6 protein-coding genes and 1 pseudogene are annotated in these 7,489 nt (G+C 69.7%); 6 read left to right on the forward strand and 1 reads right to left on the reverse strand.

Annotated elements, in window-relative coordinates; translation table 11 throughout:
- The 5 genes and pseudogenes from ABT078_RS42060 to ABT078_RS43035 form a co-directional block, all read left to right on the forward strand.
- Positions 1-678 (forward strand): macrolide family glycosyltransferase (locus ABT078_RS42060; protein WP_351237696.1); only part of this gene is annotated, 678 nt, incomplete at its 5' end.
- A 3-nt stretch (positions 679-681) separates the two neighbouring features.
- Positions 682-1,170, forward strand: a complete 489-nt coding sequence (locus tag ABT078_RS42065) for a hypothetical protein (RefSeq protein ID WP_351237698.1) — start codon at positions 682-684, stop codon at positions 1,168-1,170.
- Positions 1,167-2,105, forward strand: coding sequence for a hypothetical protein (locus ABT078_RS42070; RefSeq protein WP_351237700.1), 939 nt, complete (start codon positions 1,167-1,169; stop codon positions 2,103-2,105). The genes ABT078_RS42065 and ABT078_RS42070 overlap by 4 nt, the downstream gene beginning before the upstream one ends.
- Before the next feature lie 274 nt (positions 2,106-2,379).
- A pseudogene (locus ABT078_RS42075) lies at positions 2,380-2,619 on the forward strand (hypothetical protein); the annotation flags it as partial.
- Between the two features lie 982 nt (positions 2,620-3,601).
- Positions 3,602-3,748: a hypothetical protein gene (locus tag ABT078_RS43035; protein ID WP_502981572.1), complete on the forward strand. Its 147-nt coding sequence runs from the start codon at positions 3,602-3,604 to the stop codon at positions 3,746-3,748.
- A 186-nt stretch (positions 3,749-3,934) separates the two neighbouring features.
- Here the strand turns inward: ABT078_RS43035 and ABT078_RS42085 are convergent, their stop codons facing one another.
- Positions 3,935-5,146, reverse strand: coding sequence for a serine hydrolase domain-containing protein (locus ABT078_RS42085; RefSeq protein ID WP_351237702.1), 1,212 nt, complete (start codon positions 5,144-5,146; stop codon positions 3,935-3,937).
- A gap of 1,735 nt (positions 5,147-6,881) precedes the next feature.
- Here ABT078_RS42085 and ABT078_RS42090 point away from each other — a divergent pair.
- Positions 6,882-7,489: DUF2218 domain-containing protein (locus ABT078_RS42090; protein WP_351237704.1), on the forward strand; the 608-nt coding region annotated here is incomplete at its 3' end.

The following is a 7,489-nucleotide window of genomic DNA, read 5'->3' on the forward strand; positions in this document are numbered from 1 at the left end:
CTCAATCTGGTCTACACCTCGCGGGCGTTCCAGCCTGCCGTCGAGGGTGTCGACCCGTCCTACCGGTTCGTCGGTCCGAGTGTCGGCGCCCGCCCTGTCGATCCGTCGTTCCCGGTCGACCGGCTGCAGGGCCGGGTGCTGTATGCCTCCTTGGGGACGGTGTTCAACGCGGCCCCGCATGTGCTGCGCGGCTTCGCCACCGCGCTCGCCCCGCTGGGCGGCACCGTGGTCGTCTCCACCGGGCAGACCGATCCCGCGGCGCTGGGTCCGTTGCCGGACAACGTTCTCGCCCGCCGTTTCGTGCCGCAGCCGGAGGTGCTGGCCCGCGCGGCGCTGTTCGTCACCCACGGCGGGATGAACAGTGTCAACGAGGCGATGTATGCCGGGGTTCCGATGCTGGTGGTCCCGCAGGGCGCAGACCAGCCGTTGGTGGCCCGTCGCATCGTCGAACTCGGCGCCGGCCTGTCGATCGGCACCGAGGATGTGACCGAGGACTCCGTGCGTGTCCTCGCCCGGCGACTGCTCGACGAGCCCCGGTTCCGGGCGGCCGCGGCCACGCTGCAGGTGGCCCAGCACGAGGCGGGTGGATATCGGCGCGCCGCCGACGAACTCGAGCGGTATCTGCATGGCCGCCCGGCCAGTCAGCCGGCTCCCGTCGACCCGTCACAGCGGGGTTGAGTGATGTCACCCGTCGTCGTCATCTTGTTGCTGCTCGCCGGGCTGTCGGAGGCCGCCGGGCGCATCCTGCCTCTGGTATCGCGCCGGCCTGGCATGTCGCGGACGTTCACGATCGGGCTGCTGCTGCCCGCCGGCCTCGTCGAGACCGCTGTTTTCGCGCTGTGGCCGCTGAGCGCGTGGACCCTGGCCGAGCTGGTGCAGTCCCCTCTGTCCTCAGGCGGTGGGCTGGTATGGACACCGGGCTTGGTCGCCCCGTTGATGCTCGCCGGCGTCCTTGCGTTCCCGTTGCTCGGGCCCCTGCTCCACCTGCTGCTCTTTGTGGGGGTCGGGGCCGGTCTGGCCGGTCCGCTCGCTGCGGCGACCGGGCTGGGCTGGTGGGCCGCCGCGGGCTGCGTGGCCGTCGCCGGGGTCGGTCTGGGTGTCGCTGTAGAGGGCGTTCGGCGTCTGGTCGTCGGTATCAGTGCCCGCAGGGCACCGGAGGCGATCGCATGAACAACTTCCTGCTCTGGGTCTGCGCGCTCGGACCGGCCCTGCTCGCCGAAGCTCTGCTGGCCCGCTACGAGGTGATGGCCTACAGCGCCGGATGGCGGGCCCCTACCACCGAGCTCCCGGAAGGCGTGCCCTATGCCCGGGGCGCGGCCCCGGACAGTCCCCCGGCTGCCTATCTGGTCTACCTGGACGGCATCGGCAAACGCCGTGTCCGCGACACCCGGGACGGCGGCCAGCTGGTCAAGGCCCTGCTCGCCGGAGCGCCGGAGTTGCGGGTGCTGGGCCAGGTGCAGCCCTACTCGCCGCTGGCCCACCCGCTGGCTGACCGGCCGGTGTGGGTGTGGCTGCGCCGCCGTGCCGGGTTGGCGCTGTTCCTGCACAATGTCATGCAGATCTTCGTCGCCGCCGACCACCGCTACCGCCCGCTCTACAACCGGGCCGTCGGCTGCCAGATCGCCACGCAGCTCCGGCTCGCCGGATACCTGCCCGACAGCGGTATTCCCGTGGTGCTGCTCAGCTACAGCGGCGGCGCCCAGGTCGCCACCGGCGCGGTCCACGAACTGCACACCCAGCTACGCTCCCCGCTCCTGCTGATCACGCTCGGCGGGTTCCACAACGGCGCCAACGACCTCACCCACGCCGAACACCTCCACCAGCTCACCAGTGCATACGACCGGATCGAGCGGATCGGCACCTGGATCTTCCCGCAGCGCTGGCCGCTGTTCCGGGGCAGCGGTTGGAACCGGGCCCGCCGCGCCGGGAAGATCACCGTGCATCGGCTCGACCCGGCCACCCACCTCGGGCCGCGCAGCTACATCAGCCCGGAGGCGAGGCTGCCCGCCGGCCGCAGCCACCTCGAACGCACCACCGACACCGTGATCGAGCTCATCCGGGCCCGCCGCAGCGCGACCGCGCCGACCGACGACCGGGTGCCATGAGGTCATCGACCGGAGCACGCAGCGTCGCGGCCTTCGGACGGTGGGAGACGCCCGGCCCGGCCTGGACCGGTACGGGCCGGGGCGGCACGCACACCATGTGGGTCGGCGCCGCAGACCGGCCAGAACGCCCCCTCCCCCTGCCCTGCGCCACATGAAACTCAGCCAAGTCCTGGGCTCAGGACGGCTGGTGTCACAAACACGGTGGCTGTCGGGTCCTAGTGACTGTGACGGGCCAGCCGCCCACACCGCGCTCAACAGATCCAGAGGAGCTCACATGAGCGAGAACGCAGGTATCCGCGTCGCACACGAGGCGTATGCCTTTGCCTGTATGCGCTGTGGATACGGCTGGGAGCAGGCGTACGACATAGAGCACCACACGGACGCCGCAGGACACGACTTCATCATCTACAAGGCGGACGGGGTGCGCGTTCCGTCGCCGCTGTCCCGGCCGACGTGCCTGAACTGCGGTGAGCACAAGGTGCGCATCATGCGGGAGGGCCAGGTCTCGTCAGTGAACACGGACCGATCCGAGAAAGACCCCAATGACCAAGTCTGAGACGGCCGACCGGATGCGGGGGGTCGGCTCCGGGACCTCGGGGACGGAACGGACCGGGGGGCACCACGCCGGCGAGCGGAACTCGGCTTCGGGTCGGGGATGACCTGCCGACGGCGCCTGGCCGAGTGGCACGAGCTCGGCGTGGGGCAGCGGCTGTGCGAGTTCCTGTCGACCAAGCTCCGTGCCGCCGACGTGCTCGACTTGATGCGTGCGGCGGTGGATTCCGCGCATGGCAGGGCCACAAAGGGCGCAAGACGGGGCGGTGCCATGCTCTTCGCGGGCTTCTCCCCGGCCCGCGCCGCGGCCTGCGCCAAGGCCCTCAGCGCCGCCGGTCACCGGGGCACCCGGGCCGCGGACGAGCATGTCGTGTCCGTCGCCTGCCGCGGGAGTGCGAGGAATGGCGCATCAGCATCGTGTACGCAGACGCGGTCGCCCGCCCATTCCCGGACCCGCGCGTTCGCCGGCGCGTACCGGACCCGCCACGGCAGCGCCCCACCGCCATGTGCCGCACAGGCGCACGACGCCATCCGCCTCGCCGCCCAGGGTGGCGGGGAGCGGTCGTCCCTGAGAGCGGATGGTCCCCCGGATTCGCGTAGCCGATGTCGCCCCGAACGCTGCTCCCCGCACCCGCGAGGATGGTCCCCGTCGGGCATCAGCTGGCACTGCGGTGCGTCGCTGCTTCCCGCACCCGCGGGGATGGTCCCGGGAACTCGCCCGGGTAGCCGGCCGAGTCGATCTGCTCCCCGCACCCGCGGGGATGGTCCTGACGTTGCACCCGGCAACGGCGACGACGCACACTGCTCCCCGCACCCGCGGGGATGGTCCCGAGCGCGCCCACGCAGCCATGACCGGCCTGAACTGCTCCCCGCACCCGCGGGGATGGTCCCAACGACGTGCCGTACGACCGGACGAAGAACCGCTGCTCCCCGCACCCGCGGGGATGATCACCAGGCGCCTCGGTTACGAGAGCCGGTCCCAGTTCCCGAAGACCACCTCGCACGGCGGCGGGGGGTACCTCCATCGGGCCGCGCACGGCCGGGCCCGGTTCGTCGCCCGTGACGACGGCATCGGCAGGAGCGGCGGGTGAGGCAACGGCTCCGTGGCAAGGGGGAGCCAGGCATGAGCTGGTCGGACGAACCCGTTCCGCCGCGCACGCCCCGGACGCTTCGGCGCGACAGTGAACGCGCCCCCGCCCACGGCCGCAGGGCCGGTGTGCGGGGGCGCGTCGGTCTATGGCCGGAATCCGGTCACAGACCCATCAGAGCAGGGCCGCTCAGTGGCGGACCACCTGAGGAGCGATGTCCTCGGTGAACCCCTCGCCTTCGGAGGGCGCGAACTTGTCGGCCTTGGCGACGGTGGTGCCGCAGAACGCGGCCTCCAGCGTGCCACCGAGGACGGTGTTCACGGTTCCGTTGTTGGAGGTGTTCGCCATGGACGTCATGCTGCGCTTGCCGTCAGCCGTGGTGAAAGCGTAGGTGTAGTAGCCCTGGACGGTGCCCGTGTGGCCGTACACCGTCACGCCGCAGGAGAGCTTGCGGCCGCGCAGGCCGAGTCCGTAGGACTGGGTGCCGTCCGAGTTGACCGGAACCATGCTCATCATCTCCTGCAGCTGCGCCTGGGGGACGAGCTTGCCGGAGACGAGCGAGGAGAAGAAGCGGTTGAGGTCGGCGGAGTTGGAGATGACCGCTCCGGCCGACTGCCCCCACGAGACGGTCTGCTCGGTGGAGTCCACCAGCGGCAGCGTGGTGTCGTCCTGACGCAGGTAACCACGCGCGTGCGAACCGGAGATGGTGGTCTGCGGGTGCACGTAGGAGGTGTTCTTGAGCGTCAGCGGCTCGAAGATGCGCTGCTGGTAGTGGGTGGCCATCGGCACGCCAGTGAGGTGCTCGATGAGGTGGCCCAGCACCACGAAGTTGGTGTTGGAGTAGCTGTAGGCGGCTCCCGGCTCGTTGTTCACCTTGTGGGCCGTCGACAGGTCGATCAGCTCCTGGTAGGTGAACACCTTGTTCCGCACGGACTCGAAGCCCGGAACGGTGTAGTAGAACATCTCGTTGGTGTAGTCCCACAGACCACTGCGGTGGCTGAGCAGGTGCCGCACGGTGATGCGGTCGTCCGGCAGCGGCTTCGGAAGGTAGGTGTTCGCAGAGGCGTCGAGGTCGATACGCCCCTCGGCGACCAGCTGCATGAGCACCACCGTGGTGAAGCTCTTGCTGACGCTGCCGACCCGGAACCGGCGGTCGGCGTCCATCGCGACGTGAGCGGCGGTGTCCGCCTGCCCCATCGAGATGCGGTAGCTCGAGGTGCCCGAGTCGATGCGGGTGAGGGCACCGGGCGCCCCGTTTGCCATGGCCTGCTTCTGCACCTTGAGGACCGAGGTGACGGAAGGGTTGGGTAGGGAGGAGGTGGCTGCGCCGGCCGGTGAGGCGGCCAGGGTGGCCATCACGGCGGAGCCTGCGAGCACGATGCTCACGTTCTTGATGCGCATCCGAGTCTTTCTGCTATGAGATCAGGTGGGCGCCGCCCGGTCCGATGGAGCCGCCGACGACCGTCACTGCGAAGAGAACTGAGTGGCCGTCGTGCCGCGCCCCGCGTTCACGCAGCGACGGGCGATGAGGCGGCCCCGACTTCGGGGCGATGCTGGATGCATAGTAATACTGTGACACTGTGTTGCGTGTCAGTGGCACTCACAATGCACTGTGACCCGCCCAGCCGGATTCCCCGCGGAGGTCGGAGGTCGGAGGGAGGAAGGGGGAGGAGCCGGCTCCACCTCCGATATGCAGCTGATCGTCCAGATATGGCATGGTCTGCAGGGGTGCGGTGTTCGCGCTGGAGCCGTCGGTGCGGTGTCCTCGTGGACGGAAGGTGCGGTGTAGCACGATGATGGGGAGACACCATGCCCACTGATTTACCACTGTTTGGACACACTGTCCTAAGGCGATGCGGGTACCGGCGCGATGGCCGACGGTGTCCGCGGGTCCCGCGCCGCGCAGCGTCGCCCGCACGTCCGGCAGGCCCAGTGGCAGCCGTGACGGACTTCTCGTCCGGAGGGCTACCGATGACGGAGTCCAATTCCGTCGCCGTAGGCGAGATGGTGCGGCAGAGCCTGGAGCACAGGGAGCGGGGCGGCGCGAGTCGCGATGAGGCGTCACACCCGGTCGAAGACGGGCGTCTCGTACGCGGCCACTCTCCAGGCGGGTTCGCGAGGGTGGGCTTCGTGGGCACGCTCGATGCGCAGCGTCTGTGACTCGCGGATCGCGTGAGTGGTGCCGGAGGACCCCGAGCAACGCCTGTCCACCGCACCGGACGGCACCCTGCGGAGTCAGACCGTGTACTGAGATCAGGGTCCGAGTGGAGCAGGGCCACGGCATCGGCCTTGAACTCGGGTGACCTTTGTCACCACAATCGCTCGTCTCTCCCGACCCCCTCCGGGGCCGAGGTCAAGGTGGCCACCACTCGTGGGGCCCGGACCGTCGTGAAACATCAAGGTTGACAGGCTGATCCGGTGTCACAGATCACCGCGACGCCTTGTCATGAGAGACGAGACAACCACGGAAGGTGGGGTTCACCATCATGAGCGTCGAATATTCGCAGCACGTCGAAAGCCCCAAGACGACGCTGCCGACGGTGGAGCTCCTCGCATCGGTCCCGAATCCGTCGGTGCGCGTAGATGGCCATGCTGCTCGGTGTGCCCGGGCAGCCGGTGCTCATACCAGTGAGCGCGGAAGAACTCGAGGAGCGTCGGGATCGCCGGGCACCTCGGCCGTGACGCTGGGTGGGGAGGCAAACCGCGCCGGCCTCATCCTGGCCGTTCCGCTCCTCTCCGAAAGGCGGCCTTCGGGTAGTTCAGGCGCGGTGTTGTGGGCCGGCGCAGTACAAAGCCCAGCCCGTGCATGCTCTGTGACGGCCCCCAGGGCCCACGTCAAGCGCAACGACCAGGGCCGCGCCTCCTCATCAACGGTCTGAGCTCCGGCACCCCGCCAGGCGGCCGCTACGCGATGCTCGGCCTCAGCGTCCGGCAGCCCGGAGAGTGGGGCGGGCGGATGCAGAGGCTGACGCGGAACAAGACCCGCGCCGCGTTCGTCGACGGCTGGCGGGCCGACGCCATCGCGTCAGACACCATCGACATCATCACCGACCCCAACGGCCTTCAGGCCTGGCCGCCCACCTCACCCGCATTTGAACACCGTGCAATCCTCACCACGCCCTCGAACAGGACGTTCATGCTGATCGCCGAAGCCCACGTCCGGACCGACCGCCCGAGCCGGTACCTGGCACAACTGTGCAAGCGACCCGGCCAGATGGGCGAACACATACGCCACCGGTCCCGACGGCACCACGACGGCAAGACACCGCCCCAGATCCAGCACGTCGAATGGTCCGACACACACGGGACCATCGACGTCGGCTCGGGCCGGTGCACCCTGCAAGCCGGCCCCGACTCGCTGACACTCCGCGTCGAAGCCACCGACCAGGACAGCCTCCAGCGCATCCAGCACCTGATTGCCGGGCGCCTGCAGAAGATCGGCAAGCGCGATGCACTGCAGGTCACCTGGCAACAGGCCGAAGCCGCCGATCACCAGCCCGACGATCCCGCCACCGCTGCCCCCGCCGCGGAGGAGAAGACCGTGCCCCGGGACATGCGCTGGATCAGCCGGAGGCGACTGCTCGGAGCGGGCCTTGGGGCCGCAGCGGCGATGGGTATTGCGGCCTGCGGCACGGGCTTCGGATCCGGTTCCGGTTCCGGTTCCGGCAAGGACGGTGCGGGACGGCCCGGCGGCAGCGGGGGGAAGGGCGGGGGCAATGGCACGTCGCCCGGCCCCAGCACCGA

Origin of the sequence: Streptomyces sp. NPDC002133, from assembly GCF_040296405.1 — a bacterium.
GTDB lineage: Bacteria > Actinomycetota > Actinomycetes > Streptomycetales > Streptomycetaceae > Streptomyces.